Source organism: Pseudomonas sp. GL_117, assembly GCF_057835125.1.
Genome location: NZ_CM174418.1, coordinates 5,420,071 through 5,446,653, shown reverse-complemented (window position 1 = coordinate 5,446,653; position 26,583 = coordinate 5,420,071). Strand labels below are relative to the sequence as shown.

Below are 26,583 nucleotides of genomic sequence, written 5' to 3'. Positions count from 1 at the left end.
GTGCGCCTGCGTCTGATTGCTGTCGGTTCACGCATGCCCAAGTGGGTAGAAGAAGGCTGGCACGAGTATGCCAAGCGTCTGCCCGCCGAGCTGTCGCTGGAACTGGTGGAGATACCGCTCAATACCCGGGGCAAGAATGCCGATGTGGCGCGCTTTATCCGTCAGGAAGGCGAAGCCATGTTGGCCAAGGTCGGCCCCAACGAGCGCATTGTCACCCTCGAGGTGCACGGCAAACCCTGGAGCACCGAGCAGTTGGCGGTGGAACTGGATCGCTGGCGCCTGGATTCGCGCACGGTCAACTTCATGGTCGGTGGCCCCGAGGGGCTGGCGCCGGAAGTCTGTGCGCGGGCGGACCAGCGCTGGTCGCTGTCGGCGCTCACGTTGCCGCACCCGTTGGTAAGGATTCTGATCGGTGAACAGCTGTATCGCGCCTGGACAGTCCTGTCCGGGCACCCTTACCACAAATAGCCTGCGCCCCTCCCGATGACCCAGCCGATCCGCATCAAGGACCACGAGAAAGACGCACGTCTGGTACGCGCTCGCGTGGTGTTTGGTGCGTTTCTGGTGGTGGGGTTGATCGGCGTGCTGATCGCGCGCCTGTATTTCCTGCAAGTGATCCAGTACGACTATCACTCCACGCTGTCGGAAAACAACCGGGTGCATGTGCAGCCGATTCCACCGACCCGTGGGCTGATCTTCGACCGCAATGGCGTGGTGGTCGCGGACAACCGGCCCAGCTTCAGCCTGAGCATGACCCGCGAGCGTTCCGGCGATTGGCAGCAGGTCCTCGATGTGATCGTCGAAGTGCTGCAACTGACCCCGGAAGACCGGGTGGTCTTCGAAAAACGCATGAAGCAGGGGCGCCGGCCATTTGAGCCGGTGCCGATCCTGTTTGAGTTGACCGAAGAGCAGATCGCCCGGATCGCGGTGAACCAGTTCCGTTTGCCAGGTGTGGAAGTGGTGGCGCAGTTGGTACGGCATTACCCGCAAGGGCCGCACTTTGCCCACTCCGTCGGCTACATGGGGCGGATCAACGAGAAAGAGCTGAAAAGCCTCGATCCGGTCAATTACAGCGGCACCCACCATATCGGCAAGACCGGCATCGAGCGTTTCTACGAGCCGGAACTGCACGGCCAGGTGGGTTACGAGGAAGTCGAGACCAATGCCCGTGGCCGTGTGCTGCGGGTGCTCAAACGCACCGACCCGGTGCCGGGCAAGGACATCGTGTTGAGCCTGGACATCAAGCTGCAGGAAGCGGCGGAGATGGCCCTGGGCGGGCGGCGTGGTGCCGTCGTGGCGCTGGACCCGGCAACGGGCGAAGTGCTGGCGATGGTCAGCCAGCCGAGTTTCGACCCCAACCTGTTTGTCACTGGTATCAGCTTCAAGGCGTATGCCGAGTTGCGCGATTCGATCGACCGGCCACTGTTCAACCGCGTGTTGCGCGGCCTGTATCCACCGGGCTCGACGATCAAGCCGGCGGTGGCGATTGCCGGGCTCGACGCGGGCGTGGTCACGGCCTCCAGCCGGGTGTTCGACCCGGGCTACTACATGCTGCCCAACTACGATCACAAATACCGCAACTGGAACCGTACCGGTGACGGCTATGTCGATTTGGACACCGCGATCATGCGCTCCAACGACACCTATTTTTACGACCTGGCCCACAAGCTGGGGATCGACCGCCTCTCTGCCTACATGGGCAAGTTCGGCCTTGGCCAGAAAGTCTCCCTGGACATGTTCGAAGAATCCCCTGGCCTGATGCCATCGCGGGAATGGAAGCGCGCGACCCGCCGCCAGGCCTGGTTCCCCGGCGAAACCCTGATCCTCGGGATCGGCCAGGGCTACATGCAGGCCACGCCGTTGCAACTGGCCCAGGCCACCGCGCTGGTGGCCAACAAAGGCATCTGGAACCGTCCGCACCTGGCCAAGACCATCGAAGGCGAGAAACCGGTGGACGAAAACCCGATTGCCGACATCGTGCTGCGCGACCCGTCTGACTGGACCAAGGTCAACCACGGCATGCAGCAAGTGATGCACGGCGCCCGTGGCACCGCGCGCAAGGCGGCGATTGGCGCGCAATACCGCATCGCCGGCAAGAGTGGTACGGCCCAGGTGGTCGCGATCAAGCAGGGCGAGAAGTATGACCGCTCCAAGGTCCAGGAGCGCCACCGTGACCACGCCTTGTTTGTCGGCTTCGCGCCGGCGGATGATCCGAAGATCGTGGTCGCGGTGATGGTCGAGAACGGCGAGTCCGGCTCCGGTGTCGCCGCCCCCGTGGTGCGCCAAGTGATGGACGCCTGGCTGTTGGCCGACGACGGCAGGCTAAAGCCCGAATATGGCGGCCCCCCTTCAAGCACCGAGGTTACGGCCAGTGAAGAGTAATTTTGACCGCATCCTCTCCAGCGAGGATGTGATGCGTCGCCGCGCGACGTTGTTGCAACGCATGCACATCGATGGCCCGTTGCTGATCCTGCTGCTGACCCTGGCGGCCGGCAGCCTGTTTGTCCTGTATTCGGCCAGCGGCAAGAACTGGGACCTGCTGATCAAGCAAGCGTCGTCGTTCGGCCTGGGCCTGTTGTCGATGGTGGTGATTGCCCAGCTGGAGCCGCGATTCATGGCGCGCTGGGTGCCGCTCGGTTATGTGGCCGGTGTGCTGCTGCTGGTGGTGGTGGATGTGATGGGGCACAACGCCATGGGCGCGACCCGCTGGATCAACATTCCGGGGGTGATTCGCTTCCAGCCGTCGGAATTCATGAAGATCCTGATGCCGGCGACCATCGCCTGGTACCTGTCCAAGCGCACCTTGCCGCCGCAGCTCAAGCACGTGGGTATCAGCCTGATCCTGATCGGCATACCGTTCATCCTGATTGTGCGCCAGCCCGACCTCGGCACCTCGCTGCTGATTCTCGCGGGCGGTGCGTTCGTGCTGTTCATGGGCGGCTTGCGCTGGCGCTGGATTCTCAGCGTGCTGGCCGCCGCCGTGCCCGTGGCGATCGCCATGTGGTTCTTCTTTATGCACGACTATCAGAAGCAGCGGATTCTCACGTTCCTCGACCCGGAAAGCGATCCGCTGGGCACCGGCTGGAACATCATCCAGTCGAAGGCCGCCATCGGCTCCGGCGGCGTGTTCGGCAAGGGCTGGCTGCTCGGCACCCAGTCGCACCTGGACTTCCTGCCGGAAAGCCATACCGACTTCATTATTGCGGTGATGGGCGAAGAGTTCGGCCTGGTGGGCATTTGCGCGCTGTTGCTGATCTACCTGCTGTTGATTGGTCGCGGCCTGGTGATCACCGCCCAGGCGCAGACGCTGTTCGGCAAACTGCTGGCCGGCGCCTTGACCATGACTTTTTTTGTTTACGTTTTCGTCAACATCGGTATGGTCAGTGGCCTGCTGCCGGTGGTTGGGGTGCCGTTGCCGTTCATTAGCTACGGCGGAACTTCGCTGGTGACATTGCTGTCAGCGTTTGGGGTTTTGATGTCGATTCATACGCATCGCAAATGGATCGCACAGGTTTGAATAAGGTGAAGATGTCAATGCAAGTAATGCGCGGCTGGGCGACTCGGCACGCGTCCTGGATGGGCCTGATTGGCCTGCTGGGCGCAACGCAAGAGGCGCAGGCCGGTGACTACGATGGTTCACCCCAGGTCGCCGAATTTGTCGGTGAAATGACCCGCGACTACGGTTTTGCCGGCGAACAGCTGATGGGCGTGTTTCGCGAGGCCCAGAAAAAGCAGGCGATCCTCGACGCCATCTCCCGCCCGGCCGAACGCGTGAAGCAGTGGAAGGAATATCGCCCGATGTTCCTCACCGACGCCCGTGTGGCGCGGGGCGTGGACTTCTGGCGCCAGCACGAAGCGGTGCTGGCCCGCGCCGAGCAGGAATACGGCGTGCCAGCCCAGGTCATCGTGGCGATCATTGGCATTGAAACCTTTTACGGGCGCAATACCGGCAGTTACCGGGTGATCGACGCGTTGTCGACCCTGGGCTTCGACTACCCGCCGCGCGCCGAATTCTTCCGCAAGGAACTGCGCGAGTTCCTGCTGCTGGCCCGCGAAGAGCAGGTCGACCCGTTGACCCTCAAGGGCTCCTACGCCGGTGCGATGGGCTTGCCGCAGTTCATGCCGAGCAGTTTTCGCGCCTATGCAGTGGACTTTGACGGCGACGGGCATATCAATATCTGGAGTAACCCGGACGATGCCATCGGCAGCGTGGCCAGCTACTTCAAGCGTCATGGCTGGGTGGCCGGCGAACCTGTGGTGATCCGCGCGGATGTCAGCGGGGAGCGCGCCGATGAAGGCCTGACCCAGGGCATCGAGCCGGCCAAGACGGTCGGGGAGTTGCGGGCGCTGGGCTGGTCGAGTCAGAATGCGCTGCCTGATGATATGCCGGTCACGGCATTCCGTCTTGAGGGCGAAAACGGCCCGGAATACTGGATGGGCCTGAAGAATTTCTACGCAATCACGCGTTATAACCGCAGTGTGATGTACGCCATGGCCGTGCATCAGCTGTCAGACATGCTGGTCCAAGCACGGGGCAACAAGTAATGCGGGTATCGCCGATCAACAAACCGCTCAAGCTGGTGGCGTTTGCCGCGTTGTCCTTGCTGGTTGTCAGTTGCTCCACCAGCCGAGGTCCGGCGCAGAAGTCCGGGGGGGCGGTAGTCCGTTCCCAGCCGGGCCTGGACATCAACCGCGCGCACAAAGACGGCGCGCCGTGGTGGGACGTCGATGTCTCGAAAATCCCGGATGCCACGCCAACCCTGCACACCGGGCCCTACAAGGCCAACCCGTATACCGTGCTGGGCAAGAATTACTTCCCGTTGCAAGATTCCAAGACCTACGTGCAATCGGGCACGGCGTCCTGGTACGGCACCAAGTTCCATGGCCAGAACACCGCCAACGGCGAAGTGTATGACCTGTACGGCATGAGCGCGGCCCACAAGACCTTGCCGCTGCCCAGCTATGTACGGGTGACCAACCTGGACAACAACCGCACGGTGATCCTGCGGGTCAACGACCGTGGGCCGTTCTATTCGGATCGCATCATCGACCTGTCCTACGCCGCCGCGAAGAAGCTCGGCTATGCCGAAACCGGCACGGCGCGGGTGAAGGTCGAAGGCATCGACCCGGCGCAATACTGGGCCCAGCGTGGCAAGCCGGCGCCGTTGATGCTCAATGAGCCGACCACCCAGCAACCGCAAGTCAACGCGTCGGCTGGCAAGATCGAACAGTGGACGCCACCGCCGCAGCAACACGCACCGGACACCGTGGTTGTACCGCGGGCCGCGCCTGGCGCCTCGCTTGCGGGCGGGCAATACCTGCAGGTGGGCGCTTTCGCCAACCCGGATGCGGCAGAGCTGTTAAGGTCGAAACTCAGCGGCATGGTCAACGCGCCGGTTTTCATCAGCTCCATCGTGCGTAACCAGCAGACCCTGCACCGCGTGCGCATGGGCCCGATCAGCTCGCCAAGCGAAGTCGCGCAAGTACAGAACAGTGTGCGTCTGGCCAACCTGGGGCAACCCAGCGTGGTCACCGCCGAATAACAGAGGATTGATGGCTCGGGCGCGCATGCGTGCCTGGGCCGTGGTTGTTGGCTCGTTGAACAATAAAACCCAGGGGCAAGGGGTGAGCGGGCAACCGAACACGCGACAGTCTGGTAGCGGGCTGTCTGAATAAGTTTTGCCCGAGAGGGCAAGTTTCCATAAGCAATTTCGAGAGACGGATGAACATCACCACCTTAGCCAAACGCACGTGCCTGCTTCTTTCGCTGATCATCACCCCGGCCGCCTGGGCGGTCGAAATGGTGCCGGCTTCCCCGCAACTGGCTGCCAAGGCCTGGGTCCTCATGGATGCCGCCAGCGGCAACGTGCTGGTCGAGAGCAACGGTGACCAGCGTCTGCCCCCAGCCAGCCTGACCAAGCTGATGACCGCCTACATCGCGACCCTGGAAATCCGTCGCGGCCAGATCGGCGAAAACGATCCAGTGACCGTCAGCGAAAACGCCTGGCGCACCGGCGGTTCGCGGATGTTCATCAAGGTTGGCTCGCAGGTGACTGTCAGCGACCTGCTGCACGGCATCATCATCCAGTCCGGCAACGATGCCAGCGTGGCCCTGGCCGAGCACATCGCCGGCAGCGAAGATGCGTTCGCCGACATGATGAACAAAACCGTCGCTGACCTGGGCATGACCAACAGCCACTTCATGAATCCGACCGGCCTGCCGAACCCGGAGCACTACTCGTCGGCTCACGACATGGCGATCCTGGCGCGCGCGATCATTCGTGTCGACCCGGTGCACTACGCGATCTACTCCCAGAAAGAATTCTTCTGGAACAACATCAAGCAACCTAACCGCAACCTGTTGCTGTGGCGTGACAAGACCGTCGATGGCCTGAAAACCGGTCACACCGACGAAGCCGGCTACTGCATGGTGTCGTCCGCCGTACGTGATGGCCAACGCCTGATCGCCGTGGTTTTCGGCACCAACAGCGAGCAGGCCCGTGCGGCCGAGACGCAAAAACTGCTGACATACGGTTTCCGTTTCTTCGAAACCCAGACCTTCTACCAGAAGGGGGCCGAACTGGCACAGGCGCCGGTTTGGAAGGGCGCGACCCACCAAGTCAAGGCCGGCCTGGCTGAAGACCTGACCCTGACCATGCCAAAAGGCCAGCTGAAAAAGCTCGCCGCCAGCATGACCATGAACCCGCAATTGGTTGCTCCAATCGCCAAGGGTGATGTGATCGGTAAAGTCGAAGTGAAGCTGGACGACAAGGTGGTGCACAGCGCCGACCTGATCGCGCTGGACGCCGTCGACGAAGGTGGCATCTTCCGCCGCGTGTGGGATAGCATCCGTCTATTCTTCTACGGCTTGTTCAACTGACACTGAGCATCTGCAAAGCCCCGCGTTGATCCGACGCGGGGCTTTGTCGTCGCCAAGGCTTACGCTTACGAGGCCGTTACGCCATGACCGATACCGAAGTAAAGGCGCCAAAGATCGAATTCCCAGTGACGGACTATCCCGTCAAAGTGATCAGCGATACCGGCGTGGGCAACAAAGACAAGATTATCGAGATCGTGCGTAAACACGCGACGATCAACGACAACCGGGTGGACGAGCGTTCGAGCACCAACGGTAAATACACCACGATCCAGTTGCACATCGTTGCGACCGGTCAAGACCAGCTCTACGACATCAACAGCGAACTGCGGGCCACCGGCTTCGTGCACATGGTGCTTTGATGCCAGGCGTCCTGGGCTTTCGCGAGCTCGGCCAGATGGCCTACGAGCCGGTCTGGCATGCCATGCAGCGGTTCACCAACGAGCGCGGTACGTCGGCCCCGGACGAAATCTGGCTGGTCGAACACCCGCCGGTGTTTACCCAGGGCCAGGCCGGCAAGGCCGAGCACCTGCTGGTGCCGGGGGACATTCCGGTGGTGCAGGTCGACCGAGGTGGCCAAGTGACTTACCATGGCCCCGGACAACTTGTCGCATACCTCTTGCTGGATGTGCGCAAGCTGGGGTTTGGCGTGCGTGATCTGGTCAGCCGCATGGAGGCTTGCCTGATCGAGCTTTTGGCCAGCTACGGCGTGAGCGCCGCGGCCAAGCCCGATGCCCCGGGCGTGTATGTGGATGGCGCGAAAATCGCCTCCCTGGGCTTGAGGATTCGCCACGGTTGTTCGTTTCATGGCCTGGCCCTGAACGTGGACATGGACCTCGCACCGTTTCGCCGGATCAACCCGTGCGGCTATGCCGGGCTGGCGATGACCCAGCTGAGCGAACACGCCACACCGATTAAATTTGCCGAGGTAAGTGCCCGGCTGCGTGCGCAGCTCGTCAAACACCTCGACTATGCTGAGCAGACGACCCTTACGGGCGGAATCGACTGATTATGACTACTGATGCAGTGCAAACCATGATCCCGACGGTGGACGTTACCGAACGTCCGGCCCCGGCCCCGCGTGCCAAGGTGGAAGCCGGCGTCAAGCTGCGCGGCGCCGAGAAGGTTGCACGCATCCCGGTGAAGATCATTCCGACCACCGAACTGCCGAAGAAACCCGACTGGATTCGCGTGCGCATCCCGGTTTCGCCGGAAGTCGACCGTATCAAGGCCCTGCTGCGCAAGCACAAGCTGCACAGTGTGTGCGAAGAAGCCTCGTGCCCGAACCTGGGTGAGTGTTTCTCCGGCGGCACCGCCACCTTCATGATCATGGGTGACATCTGCACCCGTCGTTGCCCGTTCTGCGACGTGGGCCACGGCCGACCGAAGCCACTGGACGTCAACGAGCCGGAAAGCCTGGCCATCGCCATCGCCGACCTGCGCCTCAAGTATGTGGTGATTACCTCCGTTGACCGCGACGACCTGCGTGACGGCGGTGCCCAGCACTTTGCCGACTGCATCCGCGAGATCCGCAAGCTGTCGCCGAACGTGATGCTCGAAACCCTGGTTCCGGACTACCGTGGCCGCATGGACGTGGCGCTGGAAATCACCGCCGCCGAGCCGCCGGATGTGTTCAACCACAACCTGGAAACCGTGCCACGCCTGTACAAGGCGGCGCGTCCGGGGTCGGACTATCAGTGGTCGCTGACCCTGCTGCAGAAATTCAAGCAGATGATGCCGCACATCCCAACCAAATCCGGCCTGATGCTGGGCCTGGGCGAGACCGACGAAGAAGTCATCGAAGTCATGAAGCGCATGCGCGAACACGACATCGACATGCTGACCCTGGGCCAGTACCTGCAACCGTCCCGCAGCCACTTGCCGGTGCAACGTTTCGTGCACCCGGACACCTTCGCCTGGTTCGCCGAGGAAGGCTACAAGATGGGCTTCAAGAACGTCGCGTCGGGCCCGTTGGTGCGTTCTTCGTACCACGCTGACGAGCAGGCCAAACTGGTCAAGGCGAGCCTGGTTTCGTAAATACCGCTGCTCAAATTTGGGAGCGGGCTTGTGTGGGAGCTGGCTTGCCTGCGATAGCATCACCTCGGTGCGATTGATACACCGAGGTGCCTGCATCGCAGGCAAGCCCGCTCCCACATTTCGTTCTGCGTTATTTAGGGAGAATTGTGGATGAGCATTGCCGTACCTGCGTTGCGACCAGAAGGCACCATCGCCCTGATCGCCCCCGCCGGCCCTGCCGCACTGGACGTCGAAAAAGCCGGCCAATGGATGCGCGCCCGAGGCTACGACCTGCACATCTTCCCTGGCGTCTACGAGCGCGACGGCTACCTCGCCGGCAGCGATGAAGTGCGCCTGCGCGACCTCCACGCCGCCTTCGCCAGCCCTGAGATCGACGCCATCTTCTGCCTGCGCGGCGGCTACGGTACGCCACGTCTGCTCGATGGCCTGGATTTCAACCTGCTGCGCGCCAATCCCAAACCGTTTGTGGGCTACAGCGACATCACCGCCCTGCACCTGGCGATCAGCCGCTACGCCGGCTTTGTGACCTTCCACGGGCCGATGCTCAATGCCGACCTGCTGGGCGGCAAGCAACCGCCGACCGAGTCTTCGCTACTGGGCCTGCTGCGCGGCGATCTCGGCGCCGGCAGCGTGCTGGCGCACCCGGTGGCCTACCCGTTGACCACGATTGCACCTGGCATCGCTTGTGGGCGCTTGCTGGGGGGGAACTTGTCGATGATCGCAGCGGTGATGGGGACGCCATACGAAATCGATGCCGAGGGCATCATCCTGCTGATCGAGGACGTCAACGAGCCGATTTACCGCATCGACCGCTTGCTCACACACCTGCGCCTGGCAGGCAAGCTGGCCCAGGTGGCGGGGGTGCTGGTGGGCGATGTGGCGGGTGTGGACGGCATGGCGCTGGAGCGGTTGCTCAAGCAGACCTTTGAACCGCTGTGCATTCCAGTGTTGGCCGGTTGGCGCAGTGGGCATTGTGATCCGAACCTGACGCTGCCGATGGGCGCGTTGGTGCGGTTGGATGCGGGGGAGCAGCGGGTGGTGTTGGAGCAGGATGTGGTCTTTAAATAGTTGTTGCTTGTGATGCCGCTATCGCAGGCAAGCCAGCTCCCACATTCAACCGTGTACATCCTTTGGAATGCGGTTGAATGTGGGAGCTGGCCTGCCTGCGATAGCGGCAGTAGCCATAAGCAGATCTAGCGGTTCTGCAAAGACTCCAGCAGTTTCACCGTCGGATACCCATCCGCCGGCCATCCCAGCGCCTGCTGCGCCGCACGGATCGCCTTGCGTGTATTGGCACCGATAATCCCATCCGGGTTGCCCGCGTCATACCCCTTGGCGCTCAGCGCCGTCTGCAGGTCGATGCGCTGGGAGCGGCTCAGTGGCAGCTCATCCTTTGGCCAATCGCCCCGAATCACGCCGCCGCCGCCAAAGCGTTCCGACAACAGGCCTACTGCCAACGCGTAGGACGACGAGTTGTTGTACTTGAGGATCGCGCGGAAGTTATCCAGCACCAGGAACGCCGGGCCACGGTAACCCGCCGGCAACAGCAGGGCGGCAGACAGTTGCTCGACGTTCGGCGGCATGCTTGCGCCAAACGGCAGCTGCAAGCCGAGTTTCATCCATTCGGCCACGGTCTTGCGCACACCGCCGTCGGCCAGGGCGTAATCGAAATTCGTCGGCAGTTGTTTGACCTCGAAGCCCCACGGCTGGCCTTTCTGCCAGCCGGAGCTTTGCAGGTAGTGGGCGGTGGAGGCGAGGGCGTCGGCCGGGCTGTTCCAGATGTCGCGGCGGCCGTCGCCATCGAAGTCGACGGCGTGGGTGTTGTAGGTGGTCGGGATAAACTGGGTCTGGCCCATGGCGCCGGCCCAGGAGCCTTTCATCTGGTCGGCCTGGATGTCGCCGTGCTGGATGATCTGCAATGCGGCCAGCAATTGCGCCTGGGCAAACGCCGGGCGACGACCCTCGTAGGCCAGGGTTGCCAGTGAGCGGATCACCGAGTTGTTGCCCTGGAACTGGCCGAAGTTGCTCTCCATGCCCCACACCGAGACCAGTGCCTGGCGGTCGACGCCGTAGCGTTCTTCGATGCGTTGCAGGATGTCGGCGTGCTTGATCAGCAGCGCCTGACCGTTGCGCACGCGCAGAGCTGACAGGGCGCCGTCGAGGTATTCCCACACCGGACGGGAAAACTCCGGCTGGCTGCGGTCGGCACGGATCACCGCCATGTCCGGCGTGACATTGGCGAAGGCGTTATCAAAGACGGCGGGGGTGATCCCGGCTTTCAACGCTTGCTCGCGGAAAGCGGCCTGCCATTCGGCAAAGGTCTGGGTCGGCTGTATGTCGAGGTTGTCGACGGCCAGGGGCCCCACGACGGCAGGTGCCGCGACCGGTGCGGCCTGGAGTTTGGGCAGGGGTTGAGCGTCCGCGGCGGTGGGTTTCTCCGCGCAGGCGACGAGCAGAATGAGGCTGGAGGCAGCGATCAGCTGGCGAAGGTGCCAACGACGGGAAAGACAAGAGGGCATGCACAGGTCCAGGGATTACAAATCAGGTGCAGACCTTATCATGCCGAAGGGGCGCTTGCCTTCAGGCAGCCAGAAAGTAAGAAGCCTCCCAGCTATTAGACTGGAAGGCTTCGCGGCGGTAGCTGCCTTTGCCCTTGCCGGCGCGTTCCTGACGGCTGCGGAACAGTGGCTGGGCGATGATGGATTTGGCCTTGTTGGGGCCATGCTTGGATGGCTTTTTGCTCATGCTTGATACTCTCTGGGTGGGTTGGAGCGGTGCAAATCATCTGCCGAAGTTACGCTACTGTAAAGCCCGGCGAAATGTAGGAAAGGTAGACACGGTCAAAACTGTGGGAGCGGGCTTGCTCGCGAATGCGGAGTGTCAGTTTATAGACCAAGTGACTGACCCAACGCCTTCGCGAGCAAGCCCGCTCCCACATTGGACTGTGATGTTTTTGAGGGAGGGGTTATTCGGCAGGCAGTGTCAGGCGCTGGCCCGCCATCAACAGCGACAACCGGCTCAAGCTCATCCACGGCGAACCCGCCGCCTGGCCCTTGATCTGTGCATCGATGCGCTGGGCCTCCAGCAACAGTTGCGCCCAGCGTTGCGCCGAGTGCCGTTGCAGGGCTTTGCTCATCAGGGGCTTGCGCTTGTCCCACACGGGCGGTCGGGCCTGGCTGAAGCACTTGTCCAGCGGCGTGCCCTGGCTGTATTGCAGGGCAATATTGGCCAATACCCGCAGCTCCCGGGCCAGGGCCCAGAGAATCACCGGCGGCTCCACGCCTTCGCCGCGCAGGCCTTCGAGCATGCGCAAGGCGTGGGCGGGTTCGCCATTGAGGATCGCATCCACCAGCCCGAACACGTCAAACCGGGCACTGTCAGCCACCGCACCCTGTACGGTTTCGACAGTGATCTGCCCGTCTTCGGCCATCAGCTTGAGCTTTTCGATCTCCTGGGCGGCGGCCAGCAAGTTGCCCTCGACCCGCGCGGCAATCAGCTCCACGGCGTCTTGCGTCGCCGATAGCCCCGACTGGGACAGGCGCTGACGAATCCACTGCGGCAATTGATTGCTGTCCACCGGCCAGATCTGGATGAACTGGGTCTGCGGACCCTCCACCAGCGCCTTGCCCCACTTGGTTTTCTGCGCACTGCCGTCAAGCTTGGGCAGGCTGATCAGCAGCACCGTGTCTTCGGCGGGGCGTGAGCAGTATTCCATCAAGGCTGCCGCGCCTTTGTCACCCGGCTTGCCCGAAGGCAGGCGCAGTTCCAGCAGGCGCTTTTCGGCAAACAGCGACATGCTCGCACCGGCCTGCAGCAACGTGCCCCAGTCGAAACTGGCGTCGGCGGCAAACACCTGGCGTTCGTCGAAACCTTGCTGGCGCGCAGCGGTGCGGATGGCGTCGGCGGCTTCCTGGCACAGCAACGGGTCATCACCGCTGACGATGTAGACAGGCGCAAGGCCACCTTGCAGGTGTTTGGCGAGTTGGGCGGGGGCGAGTTTCATAGGCGGGGCGAACGGGGCGCTTGGGGCGCCCCGTCTGGCTTACTCGACAGGGACTTCAACAGGCGATTGTTTCGGCGTGTTGTCTTCGTATTCCTGCGCCGCTTTCAGGGCGTCGGCTTCAGCCTTGGCCTTGTTGTCAGCGGCTTGCTGCAAGGTTTCGAGTTTTTCCGGGGTCAGCATCTGCAGACGCAGGACGACACGCTGTACCAGCTCGCGACGGATTTCCTTGCGGACCTGGATGGTCTCGGAGTCCGAACCGACCAGGTTGTTGCCGTCGTGGCTGACGATTTTCTGTACCACGATCTTGTCGCCCATCAATGGCAAGTGATCGCGGCCCTGGACTTCGATGTTCAGCTCGGTGGCCAGTTCGATGTCCGACGCGCGGCCAGCGCTGGCGTAGCTCAGGTTACGCTGGGTTTCTTTCTCGTTGACCAGGACCAGCTTGTACGTCGCGCCGGTGTAGACGTGCACGCCGCTGTTTTCCAGAACCTGGCGCAGCTGGGTGACGGTATCGCCGTAGGCATCGCGTGCGCTGACGTCCAGTTCCTTGATTGCCAGCTCGTTGGTGCCGGTGCCGCGCAGCTGGAAGCCGCAAGCGCTCAGCAGTACGGCCAGGCCCATCACCAGCAGATTGCGTTTGATCATTGTGTTGCTCCCCTTGAAACCAGATGGGCCTTATCGAGGCCCTGAAGGTTTAGTTCGGCGCGGGCTCGAGCTCCGCGCCTGATCCGATTTAGCTGGCGACGATGTTGACCAGTTTGCCGGGCACCACGATCACTTTGCGGATCGTCAGGCCTTCGGTGAAGCGCAGCACATTCTCGTTGACCCGTGCGGCGGCTTCGACGTCTTCGCGACTGGCGCTGGCCGGCATGTCGATCTGGCCACGCAGTTTGCCGTTGACCTGGATCACCAGTTGCAGCGTGTCCTGTACCAGGGCGCTGTCATCCTGCTTTGGCCAGCCGGCATCGATGACTGCACCGCTGTGGCCCAGACGGCTCCACAGCTCATGGCTGATGTGCGGTGTGATCGGCGCCAGCAGCAGGGTGACCGTTTCCAGGCCTTCCTGAACCAGCGCGCGGTCCTGTTCGGTTGCCTGTGGTGCTTTTTCCAGCACGTTCATCAGCGTCATCACCTGGGCGATGGCGGTGTTGAACTTGTGGTTCTGGCCCACGTCCTGGCTCGCTTGGCGGATGGCCAGGTGAGTGCTGCGGCGAACGGCTTTCTGCTCGTCGCTCAGGCTCGCAACGTCCAGCTTGCCCGGCAGGCCCTGGCTCACATGGGCGTGCGCCAGGCGCCAGACGCGCTTGAGGAAACGATGCGAACCTTCGACGCCGGAGTCGGACCATTCGGCGCTCATGTCAGGCGGCGACGCGAACATCATGAACAGGCGGCAGGTGTCGGCGCCGAACTGGTCGATCATCGATTGTGGGTCGACGCCGTTGTTCTTCGACTTGGCCATCTTCTCGGTGCCGCCGATTTCTACCGGCAGGCCGTCCGAGATCAGCTTGGCGCTGATGACCTTGGCTTTGCTGTCACGCTCCAGCTCGACGTCCGCCGGGTTGAACCAGGTGTAGGCACCATTGGCTTCGCGACGGTAGTAGGTCTCGGCGATCACCATGCCTTGGGTCAGCAGGTTCTTGAACGGCTCGTCGGAGCTCACCAGGCCTTCGTCACGCATCAGCTTGTGGAAGAAGCGCGCGTAGAGCAGGTGGAGGATGGCGTGTTCGATACCGCCGATGTACTGGTCCACTGGCAACCAATGGTCGGCTGCGGATTTTTCCACCAGGCCACCCTCGTAGTGCGGCGAGGCGTAGCGGGCGTAGTACCACGAGGACTCGACGAAGGTGTCCATGGTGTCGGTTTCACGCTTGGCAGGCTGGCCGCATTTCGGGCAGTTGCACTCGTAGAACTCAGGCATGCGCGCCAACGGCGAACCGGCGCCGTCCGGCACCACGTCTTCGGGCAGGACGACCGGCAGTTGGTCTTCCGGCACCGGCACGTCACCGCAGGTTTGGCAGTGGATGATCGGGATCGGGCAGCCCCAGTAGCGCTGACGGCTGATGCCCCAGTCGCGCAGGCGGAACTGGGTGCGCGAGGCGCCCAGGTTCTTTTTGATCAGCGCAACTTCGATGGCGTCGAACGCGCCCTGGAAGTCCAGGCCGTCGAACTCGCCGGAGTTGATCAGGGTGCCGTGTTCGCCATAGGCGTCTTGCCACGGCGCCGGGTTGGTGTCACCGGAGCTGGTGCGCACCACGGATTTGATCGGCAGGTCGTACTTGGTGGCGAATTCGAAGTCGCGTTCGTCGTGAGCCGGCACTGCCATTACGGCGCCATCGCCGTAGTGCATCAGCACGTAGTTGGCGACCCATACCGGCAGCTTTTCGCCAGTCAGCGGGTGCTCGACGAACAGGCCGGTCGGCAGGCCTTTTTTCTCCTGGGTAGCGACGTCGGCTTCCGCCACGCTGCCGCCTTTGCATTCGGCGATGAACGCCTGCAGCTCAGGGTTGTTCTGTGCCGCCTGGGTGGCCAGCGGGTGCTCGGCGGCCACGGCGACGTAGGTCGCGCCCATCAGGGTGTCCGGGCGGGTGGTGAATACTTTCAGTGCGCCAGCAACGCCGATCGAATCAACGTTGTACGGGAACTGTACTTCCATGCCCTTGGACTTGCCGATCCAGTTGCGCTGCATGGTCTTGACCTGTTCAGGCCAGCCCGGCAGATCGTCGAGGCTCGACAACAGTTCATCCGCGTAGGCGGTGATCTTGAAGTAGTACATCGGGATTTCGCGCTTTTCGATCAGCGCGCCGGAACGCCAGCCGCGACCGTCGATCACCTGTTCGTTGGCGAGTACGGTCTGGTCGATCGGGTCCCAGTTCACGGTACCGCTCTTTTTGTAGATCACCCCTTTTTCGAACAGGCGAGTGAACAGCCATTGTTCCCAGCGGTAGTAGTCCGGCTTGCAGGTGGTCACCTCGCGGGACCAGTCCACCGCCAGGCCCAGGCTGCGCAGCTGGGTCTTCATGTAGGCGATGTTTTCGTAGGTCCACTTGGCGGGGGCCACGTTGTTTTTCATCGCGGCATTTTCCGCCGGCATGCCGAAAGCGTCCCAACCCATGGGTTGCAGAACGTTTTTACCGAGCATGCGCTGGTAGCGGGAAATCACGTCACCGATGGTGTAGTTGCGCACGTGCCCCATGTGTAGCTTGCCGCTGGGGTAAGGGAACATCGATAGGCAGTAGTAAGTCTCCTTGCCTGGCTGTTCACTGACTTCAAAGGACTTTTGCTCGTCCCAGAAGGTTTGGGCGGCATTTTCGATTTCACGGGGCTGATATTGTTCGTGCATGGCTACTTTTGAACTGAATAGGGGTGGCCTAATCCTCTTCGGTGCATGGCCGGGGTTGATCGACACCAAAAAGCGGCGCGTCCGTGCCCAAACCCTGCGGGAAGTGGAGTTACAGGAAGCGCCGTAGCATACATGACCCCACTCTATCGAGGGAAACCCTGATTGCGCAGGCCTGGCCGTCTGTCGCGGCACCGGGCAGGCGCAGCCACGGGGGCTACGCTGTTTATTGGGGAGCAAGAACTTTCTTCAATGAGGTGAGGGGATGGCTGAATCGCAGCGAACTTTAACGAAACCGCAGTTGTACGAAGGACTGATCGACCGTTTGGGTCGTGCATTGGATGCAGCAGATACCGCAGGCCGTTTGTGTGATGAGCGGCCTCAGGAGCTGGAGTTGCGTGGCTTGAGCCAGGCAGAGCTTGAATTGATCAAGGTTTACCTGGAGTCCAATCACCACCGCGCAGCACTTGGGCAGGCCTCCCCGCCAGCCCAGGAGCCCTCGCGCTCGGCTAAGGTGATTTGGCTGAAAGACTTGCCCACCGCCCGCGGCCCGGAAAAGCGCCGGGCCGTACGGTGCAAGTGAAGCACAGCGTTATCCGTTAACCTTCTCAAAATGTGCTGGTAAAGATTGTCGCTAAATCCCGTTGCATCTAGGCTTCGGGCATCTTTGGAGATGCCCGATGCCTTTTCGTTATTTCATTAAACAATTGTTGTTGCCGCCCGGCATTTTCTTGCTGCTGCTCGCACTTGCCTGGTGGTTTCGCCGCAGCCGCCCGCGCCTGGCTGGCGTGTGCTTTGCCCTTGGGTTTGGCGGCATGTGGCTGATCAGCCTGCCGGTGATGGTGGAGTGGGGCGCCCGGGCCCTGGAGACGGAGCCGCCTTTGGCGCAGGAAGACTGGTCGACCCTGGCCCAGCGTGCGGATGCCATTGTGGTGCTGGGTTCGGGGCGTGAGCGCGGCGATCCGGCGTGGGGCACCGACCAGCCGACCGGCGTCGGGCTTGAGCGCCAGCGCTATGCGGCGCGCCTGGCCAAGGCGTCGGGGTTGCCGGTGCTGACCAGCGGCGGGCTGCACTACGGCACGCCGCCCAGTGAGGCCGAGTTGATGGCGGTGTCGATGCGTGACGACTTCGGTGTGACGGTGCGTTGGAAGGAAGAGCGCAGCCGCACCACCTGGGAGAATGCGCAGATGAGTGCCGAGATTCTATTGCCCCAAGGCATCAAGCGCGTGGTGGTGGTGACTCAGGCGTGGCACATGCCGCGTTCGGTGTGGAGCTTTGAGAAGGCCGGTTTCACCGTGGTGCCCGGGCCGGTCGGCTTTCTGGGGGTGGACAACTCCCGGCCGCTCGGTGGCTGGATGCCGGAGTTCGTGTCGGTATGGCGCAGCGGGCAGTTGATCAATGAGGCAGTGGGGCAGGTAGGTTATCGATTGTTTTATAAGTAGCACCGCAGGACAAATGTGGGAGTGGGCTTGCTCGCGAATGCGGTGGATCAGTATCAGATGTGTTGACTGACACGCCGCCTTCGCGAGCAAGTCGCACCGCCGCTCCCACACAAGCCCGTTCCCATATGGGTTTTGTGTTGTCGTTTAGACCGTCTTGGCCATTCTTGCGGCCAGCAGCGCCCAGCCAAACAGCAGTACACACACAATGATCAACGGCCACGACCGCCATTGCAGGTACGGCGTGAGGTTGTGCATCGGCACCACTTCACCATAAAGAATACCGCGCTCGAACTGTGGGATCTGCTCGGTGATCTGCCCGTAGGGGTTGATCAGGCCGGTCACGCCGTTGTTGGTGGCGCGGATCATCCAGCGGCCGGCTTCCAGCGCACGCATCTGCGCCATTTGCAGGTGTTGCAAGGGGCCGATGGACGTGCCGAACCACGTGTCATTGCTGATCGTCAGGAGCAAATCGCTCTGTGCCGAGAGGCCGGCGGCAAACTCCGGGTACACCACTTCGTAGCAAATGAACGGTGCGATCTGATAACCCTTGGCCTGCAACATTGCCTGGTCGGCCGGGCCACGGGCGAAGTCCGACATCGGCAAGTCGAAGAAAGCGATCAGTCCGCGCAGCATGTCTTGCAGCGGCACGTATTCGCCGAACGGCACGAGTTTTTGTTTCAGGTAGGTGCCATCACCTTCGCCCACCACGGTGATGCCGTTGAAGTAGCGCTTCTGGTGATGCACTTCCTGGCGGATCGGCACGCCAGTGATCAGCGCGGTATGCCGGTCCGCGGCAAACTTGTCCATCATCCCCAGATAGCCTTCAACCGACTCCTTGAGCACTGGCACTGCGGTTTCCGGCCAGATCAGCAAGTCGACGCGCTTGGAGGCGAAGCTCATGTCGCGGTACAGCGCCAGCTGTGCGTTGAGCTGTTCCGGGTCCCATTTCATGCTCTGTGCGACGTTGCCCTGGATCGCGGCGACGCTCAACGGTGCGCCGGACGGCGAGGTCCAGGCGTGATGCTTGAGGGCCAGGCCGATGGCCCACGGCGCAACCAGCAAGACCAGGCCCGCGCCGATAAAGGCGTTGCGCTTGCTCGCCAACAGGCGCGGCAAGTTGCACAGCACGGCGGCAGTCAGCGCCAGGGCGAAGGAGATCAGCCACATCCCGCCCAACGGCGCGAGGCCGGTCAGCGGGCCGTCGAGTTGACTGTAGCCGGAGTACAACCACGGGAAACCGGTGAGGAACCAGCCACGAAACGCTTCCTGGCCGACCCACAATGCAGCAAAGGTCAGGGCATCGGCCAGCGGTGCTTCATTGCGGCGCAGCCAGCGGGCCCACAGCCAGGCGGGCAGGGCGAAGAACAGGGCGATGGCGGCGGTAAACAGCAGCATCAGGAAGCCAGCCAGCAGCACCGAGGCGCCGCCGAAATGGTGGATGCTGTAGTAGATCCAGCTGGTGCCGGCACCAAACAGGCCGAAACCGAAACACCAGCCACGGCCCAAGGCCTGGCGTGGGCTCAGTTCCCGCAGGCCGATATAGAACAATCCGACGGCGATCAGCGCAAACGGCCACAGGTCGAACGGCGCCAGCGCCAGGGTAGTGATGGCGCCGGCCACCACGGCCAGCAGGTTACCGGGCCAGCCGGGTGCGGTGAGACGGCGCATGTCAGTCCTTAGCGGGCAATAGGGGTCAAGCGGATCAAGTGGATACGACGACTGTCCGCATTAAGGATGCGGAAGCGGTACGCGCCGATCTCGGTGGTTTCGTTGCGTTTTGGCAGGTGGCCAAACGCATTCATCACCAGGCCGCCAACGGTGTCGAACTCATCGTCGGAGAATTCGCTGTCGAAGAACTCGTTGAAGTTTTCGATCGGTGTCAGCGCCTTGATCAGGAAATCACCGCTGGGCAGCGGCTTGATGTAGCTGTCTTCTTCGACGTCGTGTTCGTCTTCGATGTCGCCGACGATCTGTTCCAGCACGTCTTCGATGGTCACCAGGCCCGCCACGCCACCGTATTCGTCGATCACGATGGCCATGTGGTTGTGGTTGGCGCGGAACTCACGCAGCAACACGTTCAGGCGCTTGGATTCCGGCACGAAGGTGGCCGGGCGCAGCAGGTCCTTGATGTTGAAGCTGTCGCCGTTCTCCTTGAGGATCAGCGGCAGCAGGTCCTTGGCCAGCAGGACGCCCATGACGTCGTCATGGCTTTCACCGATCACCGGGTAGCGCGAGTGCGCCGAGTCGATCACGGCCGGGAGGAATTCCCGTGGGGTCTGGGTCGCCTTGATGCTGATCATCTGCGAGCGCGGCACCATGATGTCGCGTACTTGCAGGTCAGCCACCTGGATGGCGCCTTCGACGATGGCCAGCGCTTCGCTGTCCAGCAACTTGTTCTGGTGGGCCTCGCGCAGCAGCTCCAGCAGCTCCTGGCGGTTTTTCGGCTCGTGGGCAAAAGCCTGGGTCAGTTTACCCAGCCATGACTTCTGCCCGTTGCTCGATCGGTCTTCGCTCATAGCGATTACTCTAAATCCTTTGTTGTTTCAGTTAGGTGTCGATCAGTTTTCGTCGTCTGCGTAGGGGTCAGGGTGACCCAATTCAGCAAGCAACGTTTGTTCCAGTGTTTCCATTTCCTCGGCTTCGTCATCGTCTATATGGTCGTAACCCAAGAGATGCAAGCAGCCGTGGATGACCAGATGAGCCCAGTGGGCTTCAAGGGCCTTGCCTTGTTCCTTGGCCTCGCGCTCGACGACTTCGACGCAGATCACCAGGTCGCCCAGCAGGGGGATGTCCAGCAACTCGTCGGGTACGTCGGCGGGGAAGGACAGCACGTTGGTCGCGTAGTCCTTCTGGCGCCAGGTGTGGTTCAGTTCGCGGCCTTCGGGCTCGTCCACCAGGCGGATGGTCAGTTCCGAGTCAGCGGTGCGCTGGCGCAGGGCCAGGGCACACCATTGACGGAACTGCTCTTCGCTGGGGGCGGGCGCTTCGGTGGCCAGCTGCAGGTCTAGCTCAAGCATCGCGGCGAACATCCCTGGACAAGCCATCGTCACGGTGTTCGAAACGCTCGTAGGCTTCGACAATGCGCTGTACCAACGGGTGGCGGACCACGTCCTTGGGCATGAAGTGGGTGAAACTGATGCCCGGCACGTCCTTGAGCACCTCGATCACCTGGCTCAGGCCCGACTTGGTGCCTTTCGGCAGGTCGACCTGGGTGATGTCGCCAGTGATCACGGCGGTGGAGCCGAAACCGATCCGGGTCAGGAACATCTTCATCTGCTCGACGGTGGTGTTCTGGCTTTCGTCGAGGATGATGAAGCTGTTGTTCAGGGTGCGACCGCGCATGTACGCGAGCGGTGCGATCTCGATGACTTGGCGTTCGATCAGCTTGGCCACGTATTCAAAGCCAAGCATCTCGTACAGCGCGTCGTAGAGCGGGCGCAGGTACGGGTCGATCTTTTGTGCGAGGTCGCCAGGCAGGAAACCGAGCTTCTCGCCGGCTTCGACCGCCGGGCGTACCAGCAGGATGCGGCGCACTTGCTCGCGCTCCAGGGCGTCGACCGCACACGCCACGGCGAGGTAGGTCTTGCCCGTACCGGCGGGGCCGATGCCGAAGTTGATGTCGTTGCCGAGGATTTCCTTGACGTACTTCTGCTGATTCAAGCCGCGCGGGCGAATCATGCCTTTTTTGGTACGCAGGGCCACGCTGGCTTCGGCCACAGGGTTGTTGGCCAGGTCTTGCACGGCCGATTCCTGCAGGTACAGGTGCACGGTTTCCGGCGACAGCTCGCTACCTTTGGTTTCGCGGTAGAGGCGGCGCAGCAGGTTTTCCGCAGACGTGGTGTGCTGGGTTTCACCAATGAGTTCGAATTGATTGCCGCGGTTGCGGATCTCGATGCTCAGGCGTTGTTCGATCAGGCGCAGGTGCTCGTCGAACTGTCCGCACAGATTGGCGAAACGACGAGCCTCAAACGGCTCGAGGATAAAACGATGGGGTTCTGCTATGGGTGCGTTCAAGGTCGCTTTTAGCCGCCCTTTGGCTGTTGAGTTGAAAGAGAGAATAACGCCAGCTGCCTGTGTGCGAAAGCACTTAAATGGACTGACCCCACTCTCCAGAACAATGAAGAACCTTTGTGGGAGCTGGCTTGCCTGCGATGAGGCCGGCACATCCAAAATAGAGGTTGGCTGTTGCATCGCTATCGCAGGCAAGCCAGCTCCCACATTTGAGCTTCATTGGTCTTCAGGTTTTTGCGATCAGTTGATCAACGAGCCCCGCAGCGAGTGCGGTTGCGCCGCGTCGATGTGCACATCGGCGAACTGGCCGATCAAGGTCGGGTTGTCGCAGCGGAAGTTGACGATCCGGTTGTTCTCGGTGCGGCCTTGCAGCTCGCCCGGGTCTTTCTTGGAGTAGTCGGTAACCAGGATGCGCTGGACCGACCCGACCATTTGTCGGCTGATCTCGAACCCTTGCTGGTTCAAGCGGTGCTGCAATGCATTCAAGCGTTCTTTTTTCAGCGCTTCCGGGGTCTCGTCCAGCAAGTCGGCCGCCGGTGTGCCGGGGCGCTGGCTGTAGACGAACGAGTAGGAAAAGTCGAAACCGACGTCTTCGATCAGCTTCATGGTCTGCTGGAAGTCTTTCTCGGTCTCGCCGGGGAAGCCGACGATAAAGTCCGAACTGATGCAGATACCCGGCACCGCCGCACGCAATTTGCGCAGTTTGGATTTGTACTCCAGCGCGGTGTGGTTGCGTTTCATCGCCGCGAGAATGCGGTCCGAGCCCGATTGCACCGGCAAATGCAGGTGTTTGACCAGCTCCGGCACTTCGGCGTGGGCCTGGATCAGGCTGTCGGAAAACTCCAGCGGGTGCGAGGTGGTGTAGCGAATGCGCTCGATACCGTCCACGGCGGCGACCACGCGGATCAACTCCGCCAGGTCCGCCAGGCGGCCGTCGTCGGTCAGGCCGCGATAGCCGTTGACGTTCTGGCCGAGCAGGGTCACTTCACGCACGCCGTTTTCGGCGAGGTGGATGATTTCCGACAGCACATCGTCAAACGGCCGGCTGACTTCTTCACCACGGGTGTAAGGCACCACGCAGAAGGTGCAGTACTTGCTGCAACCTTCCATCACCGACACATAGGCGCTCGGCCCGTCGATACGCGGCTCGGGCAAGTGGTCGAATTTTTCGATTTCAGGGAACGACACGTCCACCTGCGGCAGCTTGGTGAAGCGCGCGGCGTCGATCATTTCCGGCAGGCGGTGCAGGGTTTGCGGGCCGAAGACCACATCGACATAGGGCGCGCGATCGCGAATCGCCGCGCCTTCCTGGCTGGCCACGCAACCGCCGACGGCGATCACCATGTCCGGGTTGGCCAGTTTCAATTCGCGCCAGCGGCCCAGCTGGGAGTACACGCGGTCCTGGGCCCGCTCACGGATCGAGCAGGTATTGAGCAGGATCACGTCGGCATCTTCGGCGCGGGCGGTGACTTCCAGGGCCTGGTGTTCGCCCAGCAGATCGACCATGCGCGAGCTGTCGTACTCGTTCATCTGGCAACCGTGGGTTTCGATGTAAAGCTTCTTGGCCATGGGAATCGTCAACTGGTGGTAAAGAACCGCGCATTATAGGGGGCATGCCCATTGGTTCCTAGCGTTGTGCATCGGGTGCCATGCTATAGTTCGCGCCCTCTTTTATATCCCCGATGTGTTGTTCGCCCACCATGACCAAACGTGAAGCTCCAATCTATAAGGTGATTTTCCTCAATCAGGGCCAGGTGTTCGAAATGTACGCCAAGCAGATCTATCAGAGCGATCTGTGGGGATTCCTGGAGGTGGAAGAGTTCGTCTTTGGCGAGCGCACCCAGTTGGTCGTCGATCCGGGCGAAGAGAAGCTCAAGGCGCAATTCGAAGGTGTGGTGCGCAGCTTTGTGCCGATGCATTCGATTGTGCGCATCGATGAAGTCGAGCGTTTGGGTACGCCGAAGATCAGTGAGGCGCGGGGGATGGGCAATGTGATGCCGTTTCCGATGCCGATGCCTGAGAAGTAGGGCGTTAGACCGCGTCGCTCCCTTCGCGAGCAAGCCCGCTCCCACATTCGACCGAGTTCCAAATTTGGAATGCAATTAAATGTGGGAGCGGGCTTGCTCGCGAAGAGGCCTTCAAAAGCACTGAAGATTCAGGGGAGGGGTGAGAAAGGCGAACGCCCGTCTGCACTCTGCAATTCCTGCAGATAATTGCGGAAGATCTGCCCCAGCACCTGGGTCGCCACTTCCAATTCATCACGCTGCATGTGCTCGGCCACTTCGTCGGCCGTGTCCAGCGCATCTTCGGCACCGTTGACCGCGGCCATCTTCAGCACGATATACGCCTGGACGTTGTTGGCCGGTACGCCTTCGCCGTGGAAGAACATGGTGCCCAGCTTGAATTGGGCTTCGGCATGGCCCTGCAACGAGGCTTTCTCGAAGTAGCTCAAGGCTTTGTTGAGGTCGCGGGCGGGGTTCTTGCTGTCATGGTAATACTCGCCCAACTCGTATTGCGCCTGCGCATCCCCGCCGTCGGCCTGTTTCTGACACGCGCTCAGGGCTTCGGCCTGGCTGTCTGGCTGGGTATTGAGGGTGCAACGACCCATCGCTGGGATTAACAACGAGTTGCCGCCTGCTTGTGCATGTGCCAGCAGCGGCTGAAGGAGCAACAGGCAGCCCAGAACCAGGGTGCGGCCGGTGCGTTTCATGGGAATCGACTTACCTCTGACGGGGCACGCGGACCCTCGCGGGATCCAATAAGCGCGCATTATGAAATAAGCAGGCCTCTGCTTACAAAGTCTTTACTCGTTTTTCTGCTGGTTGGGCAAGTTATCTGCCGGATTGCAGGTGATTTCTCGAAAAAACAAGGAAATGTCTGTAAGCAAAGTAGCAAATCTGACGCCACCGGGGGCGGCGTCAGGCGATGCATCGGCTTATTTCAAGGCAGCGAAGGCACGCTCGGCGGCATCCAGGGTCAGTTTCAGCTCGGCTTCGCCATGGGCGATCGAAGTGAAGCCGGCTTCGAATGCACTCGGCGCCAGGTATACGCCGCCTTCCAGCATCAGGTGGAAGAAGCGCTTGAACAGGCCGGCGTCGCTGCCCATCACATCGTCAAAGGTGACGATGTCGTCGGCACCGCTGAAGTACAGGCCGAACATGCCGCCTGCCTGTGTGGTAACGAACGGGATACCGGCAGCGTCGGCGCGTTGTTGCAGGCCGTCGAGCAGGCGGGTGGTGTAGTCGGTCAGCTCGGCGTGGAAGCCCGGGCGGCTGATCAGGCGCAAGGTGGTCAGGCCGGCCGCCATCGCCAGCGGGTTACCGGACAACGTGCCCGCCTGGTACACCGGACCCAGCGGTGCGATGTGCTGCATGATTTCGCGCTTGCCACCGAAGCAGCCGACAGGCATGCCGCCACCAATGATCTTGCCGAAGGTGCTCAGGTCTGGTGTGACGCCGTAGTACGCCTGTGCGCCGCCGAGGGCCACGCGGAAGCCGGTCATCACTTCGTCGAAGATCAGCACGACGCCGTGCTTGTCGCACTGCTCGCGCAGGCCTTCGAGGAAGCCCGGCGCCGGCGGTACGCAGTTCATGTTGCCGGCGACCGGCTCAACGATGATGCACGCCACGTCCTGGCCCACTTCACTGAGCATCTGCTCGACCGCAGCGATGTCGTTGAACGGCAGGGTCAGGGTGTGTTTGGCGAACGCCGCCGGCACGCCGGCCGAGCTTGGCACGCCTTGGGTCAGCAGGCCGGAACCGGCCTTGACCAGCAGGCTGTCGGAGTGGCCGTGGTAGCAGCCTTCGAACTTGATGATGCTGTCGCGGCCGGTGAAACCACGGGCCAGGCGGATTGCGCTCATGGTCGCTTCGGTGCCGGAGCTGACCATACGCACCATTTCCATCGACGGCACGATCGAGCAGACCAGGTCGGCCATCTCGGTTTCCATCGCCGTCGGCGCGCCGTAGGACAGGCCGTGTTGCAGTTGCTGGCGCACTGCGTCGAGCACGTCCGGGTGGCTGTGGCCGAGGATCATCGGCCCCCAGGAACCGACGTAGTCCACATAGCGCTTGTCATCTTCGTCGGTGACGTAGGCGCCTTCGGCATGCTTGAAGAACAACGGCGTGCCGCCCACGCTCTTGAACGCACGCACGGGGGAGTTCACACCGCCGGGGATGTGCTTCTGGGCATTGGCAAACAGCGTTTCGGAACGGGACATGATGGGCTCTCTGAAGTCAGAATTGCTTTCTATTTAAGGCGCAGAAGGGTGTTGAAGGCGCGGGCGCGGCGTGTCACTTCCTGGGTGCTGTCGGCACCGAACAGGCCGTGGACCACCGCCAGCAGGTCGGCACCGTGGGCCACCAGCGGTTCGGCGTTCTCCAGGGTAATGCCGCCGATCACGCAGATCGGCACCTGCAACCGCGCGCGGGCCTGGGCCAGCATTTCAACGGTGGCCGCCGGGGCGCCGGGCTTGGTGTTGGAATTGAAGAAGCGGCCGAAGGCGACATAACTCGCGCCTTCTTTGGCGGCCTGCTCGGCCAGTTCGATCTGGCCGTGGCAGGTGGCGCCGATGATCGCCTTGGAACCGAGCAGCGCACGGGCCGGAGTCAGCGGGCCGTCGGTCTGGCCCAGGTGCACGCCGACGCCCAGGCGCGCGGCCAGTTCGGCGTCGTCGTTGATGATCAACTGGGTCTTGTAGCGCGAGCACAGTTCGCGCAGCTTTTCCGCTTCACGCAGGCGGCGGGCTTCGTCGCTGCTTTTGTCGCGGTACTGCAGCAGGGTCACGCCACCGTCCAACGCCGCTTCGACGTAGGCGAGGAATTTGCCGGCCAACAGTTGGCTGTCGGTAATGGCATAAAGGCCACGTAGTTTCATC

The 26,583-nt window shown here is 61.9% G+C and carries 26 protein-coding genes; 13 read left to right on the top strand and 13 right to left on the bottom strand.

What is annotated here, in order from left to right; genetic code table 11:
* The 10 genes from rlmH (at position 1) to AC3ISR_RS24765 (ending at position 9,982) form a co-directional block, all read left to right on the top strand.
* Positions 1-468: a 23S rRNA (pseudouridine(1915)-N(3))-methyltransferase RlmH gene (gene rlmH / locus AC3ISR_RS24810; RefSeq protein ID WP_003176297.1), complete on the top strand. Its 468-nt coding sequence runs from the start codon at positions 1-3 to the stop codon at positions 466-468.
* A 15-nt stretch (positions 469-483) separates the two neighbouring features.
* Positions 484-2,382, top strand: a complete 1,899-nt coding sequence (gene mrdA / locus AC3ISR_RS24805) for a penicillin-binding protein 2 (protein ID WP_192299036.1) — start codon at positions 484-486, stop codon at positions 2,380-2,382.
* 31 nt (positions 2,383-2,413) lie between these two features.
* Complete coding sequence (gene rodA, locus AC3ISR_RS24800) at positions 2,414-3,517, top strand: rod shape-determining protein RodA (RefSeq protein ID WP_050572452.1); 1,104 nt, start codon at positions 2,414-2,416, stop codon at positions 3,515-3,517.
* A 17-nt stretch (positions 3,518-3,534) separates the two neighbouring features.
* Positions 3,535-4,545 carry a lytic murein transglycosylase B gene (gene mltB / locus AC3ISR_RS24795; RefSeq protein WP_192299035.1) on the top strand — a complete coding sequence of 337 codons (1,011 nt, stop codon included), beginning with the start codon at positions 3,535-3,537 and terminating at the stop codon, positions 4,543-4,545.
* On the top strand, positions 4,545-5,543 hold the full coding sequence (locus AC3ISR_RS24790) for a septal ring lytic transglycosylase RlpA family protein (RefSeq protein WP_463983899.1): 999 nt from the start codon (positions 4,545-4,547) through the stop codon (positions 5,541-5,543). The genes mltB and AC3ISR_RS24790 overlap by 1 nt, the downstream gene beginning before the upstream one ends.
* Before the next feature lie 179 nt (positions 5,544-5,722).
* Positions 5,723-6,880 carry a D-alanyl-D-alanine carboxypeptidase family protein gene (locus AC3ISR_RS24785; RefSeq protein ID WP_192299033.1) on the top strand — a complete coding sequence of 386 codons (1,158 nt, stop codon included), beginning with the start codon at positions 5,723-5,725 and terminating at the stop codon, positions 6,878-6,880.
* Positions 6,881-6,963: 83 nt separating this feature from the next.
* Positions 6,964-7,239, top strand: a complete 276-nt coding sequence (locus AC3ISR_RS24780) for a DUF493 domain-containing protein (RefSeq protein WP_192299032.1) — start codon at positions 6,964-6,966, stop codon at positions 7,237-7,239.
* Complete coding sequence (gene lipB, locus AC3ISR_RS24775) at positions 7,239-7,886, top strand: lipoyl(octanoyl) transferase LipB (RefSeq protein ID WP_226455805.1); 648 nt, start codon at positions 7,239-7,241, stop codon at positions 7,884-7,886. Before AC3ISR_RS24780 ends, lipB begins: the two co-directional genes overlap by 1 nt.
* A gap of 26 nt (positions 7,887-7,912) precedes the next feature.
* On the top strand, positions 7,913-8,914 hold the full coding sequence (gene lipA / locus AC3ISR_RS24770; protein ID WP_166794335.1) for a lipoyl synthase: 1,002 nt from the start codon (positions 7,913-7,915) through the stop codon (positions 8,912-8,914).
* 150 nt (positions 8,915-9,064) lie between these two features.
* On the top strand, positions 9,065-9,982 hold the full coding sequence (locus tag AC3ISR_RS24765; protein ID WP_192299030.1) for a S66 peptidase family protein: 918 nt from the start codon (positions 9,065-9,067) through the stop codon (positions 9,980-9,982).
* 125 nt (positions 9,983-10,107) lie between these two features.
* On the opposite strand, the gene AC3ISR_RS24760 is transcribed toward AC3ISR_RS24765, so the two are convergent.
* The 5 genes from AC3ISR_RS24760 to leuS all read right to left on the bottom strand — a co-directional run bounded on the left by AC3ISR_RS24760 (position 10,108) and on the right by leuS (position 16,257).
* Positions 10,108-11,433, bottom strand: a complete 1,326-nt coding sequence (locus tag AC3ISR_RS24760; protein ID WP_463983898.1) for a lytic murein transglycosylase — start codon at positions 11,431-11,433, stop codon at positions 10,108-10,110.
* Between the two features lie 61 nt (positions 11,434-11,494).
* A complete protein-coding gene (gene arfA, locus AC3ISR_RS24755) occupies positions 11,495-11,659 on the bottom strand; it encodes an alternative ribosome rescue factor ArfA (RefSeq protein ID WP_003176285.1) in 165 nt (54 codons plus the stop codon).
* 220 nt (positions 11,660-11,879) lie between these two features.
* Positions 11,880-12,917, bottom strand: coding sequence for a DNA polymerase III subunit delta (gene holA, locus AC3ISR_RS24750; protein ID WP_192299028.1), 1,038 nt, complete (start codon positions 12,915-12,917; stop codon positions 11,880-11,882).
* A gap of 39 nt (positions 12,918-12,956) precedes the next feature.
* Positions 12,957-13,562 (bottom strand): LPS-assembly lipoprotein LptE, encoded by a 606-nt coding sequence (locus AC3ISR_RS24745; RefSeq protein WP_192299027.1) that lies wholly within the window; start codon positions 13,560-13,562, stop codon positions 12,957-12,959.
* Positions 13,563-13,650: 88 nt separating this feature from the next.
* Positions 13,651-16,257 carry a leucine--tRNA ligase gene (gene leuS, locus AC3ISR_RS24740; protein ID WP_192299026.1) on the bottom strand — a complete coding sequence of 869 codons (2,607 nt, stop codon included), beginning with the start codon at positions 16,255-16,257 and terminating at the stop codon, positions 13,651-13,653.
* Positions 16,258-16,519: 262 nt separating this feature from the next.
* Between leuS and AC3ISR_RS24735 the strand changes: the two genes are divergently transcribed.
* Positions 16,520-16,837 carry a hypothetical protein gene (locus AC3ISR_RS24735; protein ID WP_192299025.1) on the top strand — a complete coding sequence of 106 codons (318 nt, stop codon included), beginning with the start codon at positions 16,520-16,522 and terminating at the stop codon, positions 16,835-16,837.
* Positions 16,838-16,934: 97 nt separating this feature from the next.
* Positions 16,935-17,696 carry a YdcF family protein gene (locus AC3ISR_RS24730; protein ID WP_192299024.1) on the top strand — a complete coding sequence of 254 codons (762 nt, stop codon included), beginning with the start codon at positions 16,935-16,937 and terminating at the stop codon, positions 17,694-17,696.
* A 144-nt stretch (positions 17,697-17,840) separates the two neighbouring features.
* On the opposite strand, the gene lnt is transcribed toward AC3ISR_RS24730, so the two are convergent.
* The 5 genes from lnt to miaB form a co-directional block, all read right to left on the bottom strand.
* Positions 17,841-19,364 carry an apolipoprotein N-acyltransferase gene (lnt, locus tag AC3ISR_RS24725; protein WP_463983896.1) on the bottom strand — a complete coding sequence of 508 codons (1,524 nt, stop codon included), beginning with the start codon at positions 19,362-19,364 and terminating at the stop codon, positions 17,841-17,843.
* An 8-nt stretch (positions 19,365-19,372) separates the two neighbouring features.
* Positions 19,373-20,212, bottom strand: coding sequence for a CorC family transporter (locus tag AC3ISR_RS24720; RefSeq protein ID WP_017528925.1), 840 nt, complete (start codon positions 20,210-20,212; stop codon positions 19,373-19,375).
* A gap of 42 nt (positions 20,213-20,254) precedes the next feature.
* Complete coding sequence (gene ybeY, locus AC3ISR_RS24715) at positions 20,255-20,713, bottom strand: rRNA maturation RNase YbeY (protein WP_017735642.1); 459 nt, start codon at positions 20,711-20,713, stop codon at positions 20,255-20,257.
* Positions 20,706-21,710 (bottom strand): PhoH family protein, encoded by a 1,005-nt coding sequence (locus tag AC3ISR_RS24710; RefSeq protein ID WP_192299022.1) that lies wholly within the window; start codon positions 21,708-21,710, stop codon positions 20,706-20,708. The genes ybeY and AC3ISR_RS24710 overlap by 8 nt, the downstream gene beginning before the upstream one ends.
* A gap of 237 nt (positions 21,711-21,947) precedes the next feature.
* Complete coding sequence (gene miaB / locus AC3ISR_RS24705) at positions 21,948-23,276, bottom strand: tRNA (N6-isopentenyl adenosine(37)-C2)-methylthiotransferase MiaB (protein WP_192299021.1); 1,329 nt, start codon at positions 23,274-23,276, stop codon at positions 21,948-21,950.
* A 131-nt stretch (positions 23,277-23,407) separates the two neighbouring features.
* Here miaB and AC3ISR_RS24700 point away from each other — a divergent pair, with 131 nt between their 5' ends.
* Positions 23,408-23,734, top strand: a complete 327-nt coding sequence (locus AC3ISR_RS24700) for a DUF1820 family protein (RefSeq protein WP_017735645.1) — start codon at positions 23,408-23,410, stop codon at positions 23,732-23,734.
* Positions 23,735-23,862: 128 nt separating this feature from the next.
* Here AC3ISR_RS24700 and AC3ISR_RS24695 read toward each other — a convergent pair whose 3' ends face one another.
* From AC3ISR_RS24695 to thiE, 3 genes are all read right to left on the bottom strand, one after another.
* Positions 23,863-24,417, bottom strand: coding sequence for a tetratricopeptide repeat protein (locus AC3ISR_RS24695; protein WP_192299020.1), 555 nt, complete (start codon positions 24,415-24,417; stop codon positions 23,863-23,865).
* Between the two features lie 225 nt (positions 24,418-24,642).
* Positions 24,643-25,926 (bottom strand): glutamate-1-semialdehyde 2,1-aminomutase, encoded by a 1,284-nt coding sequence (gene hemL, locus AC3ISR_RS24690; RefSeq protein WP_192299019.1) that lies wholly within the window; start codon positions 25,924-25,926, stop codon positions 24,643-24,645.
* Between the two features lie 29 nt (positions 25,927-25,955).
* Positions 25,956-26,582, bottom strand: coding sequence for a thiamine phosphate synthase (gene thiE, locus AC3ISR_RS24685; protein WP_192299018.1), 627 nt, complete (start codon positions 26,580-26,582; stop codon positions 25,956-25,958).
* Position 26,583 lies beyond the last annotated feature (1 nt).

Coding starts and splice junctions, on each gene's coding strand:
- AC3ISR_RS24785 (WP_192299033.1), top strand. CDS start 5,723: ATGAACATCACCACCTTAGCCAAACGCACGTGCCTGCTTCTTTCGCTG.
- AC3ISR_RS24730 (WP_192299024.1), top strand. CDS start 16,935: ATGCCTTTTCGTTATTTCATTAAACAATTGTTGTTGCCGCCCGGCATT.
- hemL (WP_192299019.1), bottom strand. CDS start 25,926: ATGTCCCGTTCCGAAACGCTGTTTGCCAATGCCCAGAAGCACATCCCC.
- AC3ISR_RS24720 (WP_017528925.1), bottom strand. CDS start 20,212: ATGAGCGAAGACCGATCGAGCAACGGGCAGAAGTCATGGCTGGGTAAA.
- miaB (WP_192299021.1), bottom strand. CDS start 23,276: ATGGCCAAGAAGCTTTACATCGAAACCCACGGTTGCCAGATGAACGAG.
- lipB (WP_226455805.1), top strand. CDS start 7,239: ATGCCAGGCGTCCTGGGCTTTCGCGAGCTCGGCCAGATGGCCTACGAG.
- rodA (WP_050572452.1), top strand. CDS start 2,414: ATGCGTCGCCGCGCGACGTTGTTGCAACGCATGCACATCGATGGCCCG.
- mltB (WP_192299035.1), top strand. CDS start 3,535: ATGCAAGTAATGCGCGGCTGGGCGACTCGGCACGCGTCCTGGATGGGC.
- holA (WP_192299028.1), bottom strand. CDS start 12,917: ATGAAACTCGCCCCCGCCCAACTCGCCAAACACCTGCAAGGTGGCCTT.
- AC3ISR_RS24700 (WP_017735645.1), top strand. CDS start 23,408: ATGACCAAACGTGAAGCTCCAATCTATAAGGTGATTTTCCTCAATCAG.
- AC3ISR_RS24760 (WP_463983898.1), bottom strand. CDS start 11,433: ATGCCCTCTTGTCTTTCCCGTCGTTGGCACCTTCGCCAGCTGATCGCT.
- mrdA (WP_192299036.1), top strand. CDS start 484: ATGACCCAGCCGATCCGCATCAAGGACCACGAGAAAGACGCACGTCTG.
- AC3ISR_RS24735 (WP_192299025.1), top strand. CDS start 16,520: ATGGCTGAATCGCAGCGAACTTTAACGAAACCGCAGTTGTACGAAGGA.
- leuS (WP_192299026.1), bottom strand. CDS start 16,257: ATGCACGAACAATATCAGCCCCGTGAAATCGAAAATGCCGCCCAAACC.
- arfA (WP_003176285.1), bottom strand. CDS start 11,659: ATGAGCAAAAAGCCATCCAAGCATGGCCCCAACAAGGCCAAATCCATC.
- AC3ISR_RS24695 (WP_192299020.1), bottom strand. CDS start 24,417: ATGAAACGCACCGGCCGCACCCTGGTTCTGGGCTGCCTGTTGCTCCTT.
- AC3ISR_RS24765 (WP_192299030.1), top strand. CDS start 9,065: ATGAGCATTGCCGTACCTGCGTTGCGACCAGAAGGCACCATCGCCCTG.
- AC3ISR_RS24790 (WP_463983899.1), top strand. CDS start 4,545: ATGCGGGTATCGCCGATCAACAAACCGCTCAAGCTGGTGGCGTTTGCC.
- lnt (WP_463983896.1), bottom strand. CDS start 19,364: ATGCGCCGTCTCACCGCACCCGGCTGGCCCGGTAACCTGCTGGCCGTG.
- lipA (WP_166794335.1), top strand. CDS start 7,913: ATGATCCCGACGGTGGACGTTACCGAACGTCCGGCCCCGGCCCCGCGT.
- AC3ISR_RS24780 (WP_192299032.1), top strand. CDS start 6,964: ATGACCGATACCGAAGTAAAGGCGCCAAAGATCGAATTCCCAGTGACG.
- AC3ISR_RS24745 (WP_192299027.1), bottom strand. CDS start 13,562: ATGATCAAACGCAATCTGCTGGTGATGGGCCTGGCCGTACTGCTGAGC.
- thiE (WP_192299018.1), bottom strand. CDS start 26,582: ATGAAACTACGTGGCCTTTATGCCATTACCGACAGCCAACTGTTGGCC.
- ybeY (WP_017735642.1), bottom strand. CDS start 20,713: ATGCTTGAGCTAGACCTGCAGCTGGCCACCGAAGCGCCCGCCCCCAGC.